The organism is Roseisolibacter sp. H3M3-2, from assembly GCF_029211165.1.
Classification (GTDB): Bacteria; Gemmatimonadota; Gemmatimonadetes; order Gemmatimonadales; family Gemmatimonadaceae; genus Roseisolibacter.
This window is the reverse complement of sequence record NZ_JARGEK010000772.1, coordinates 1-638: the sequence shown is the minus strand read 5'-3', so window position 1 is coordinate 638 and position 638 is coordinate 1. Positions and strand designations below refer to the sequence as shown.

At 80.9% G+C, this 638-nt stretch carries 1 protein-coding gene and 1 pseudogene; both read right to left on the bottom strand.

From position 1 onward, the window contains the following. A pseudogene (locus tag PYV61_RS26320) lies at positions 1-410 on the bottom strand (hypothetical protein); the annotation flags it as partial. After that, on the bottom strand, positions 407-625 hold the full coding sequence (locus tag PYV61_RS26315; protein ID WP_275836853.1) for a hypothetical protein: 219 nt from the start codon (positions 623-625) through the stop codon (positions 407-409). The gene PYV61_RS26315 and the pseudogene PYV61_RS26320, both read right to left, overlap by 4 nt. Between the last annotated feature and the right edge of the window lie 13 nt (positions 626-638).

Below are 638 nucleotides of genomic sequence, written 5' to 3'. Positions count from 1 at the left end.
AGCGCGGCCACCAGCGCCGCCGCCACCAGCGCGCCGGGCGCCGCCGCGGCGACGCCGGCGACCGCGCGCCGCGCCAGCGCCGCGTCGGCCGGCCGGTCGAGCGTCCAGCCGACCACCCACCCCCCGTACAGCGACGCCGACACCGCGGTCCAGAGCAGCGCGCCGCCGGCGAACGACTCGACCGCGGCGCGTGGGGTCCACGCGCCGCGCGCGCGGCGCAGCAGCAGCAGTCCCGCCGGGACGGTCGCGGTCGTGAGCGCGAGCGCGGCCAGCCGCGTGCTCGCGCTGCGCTGGAGCACGATCAGCAGTCCCGTCGCGCCCCACCAGAAGGCGAGCAGCGCGGCGACCGCGCGCCACGTGCGCGGCGGCCGATCGCCGTCCGGCGGCGCGAGCGTCCAGGGCGTGGTCACGCGCGGGCGGCCGGCGCGGCGTCGCGCACCAGGTTGCGCACCTGCTCGTGCAGCGCGCGCGACGTGACGACGGGGAGCGAGACGTGTCGCGCGCCGAGCGTGGACGCCAGCGCCCGCGCCACGGGCTCGCCGCGCGGCGAGGTGTCGACCAGCACCACGCGCGCGCCCCCCGCGCCGAGGGCGCGGGCGGCGGCGTGCGCGAAGTCGGAGGCCAAGCGGTCTTAGGAA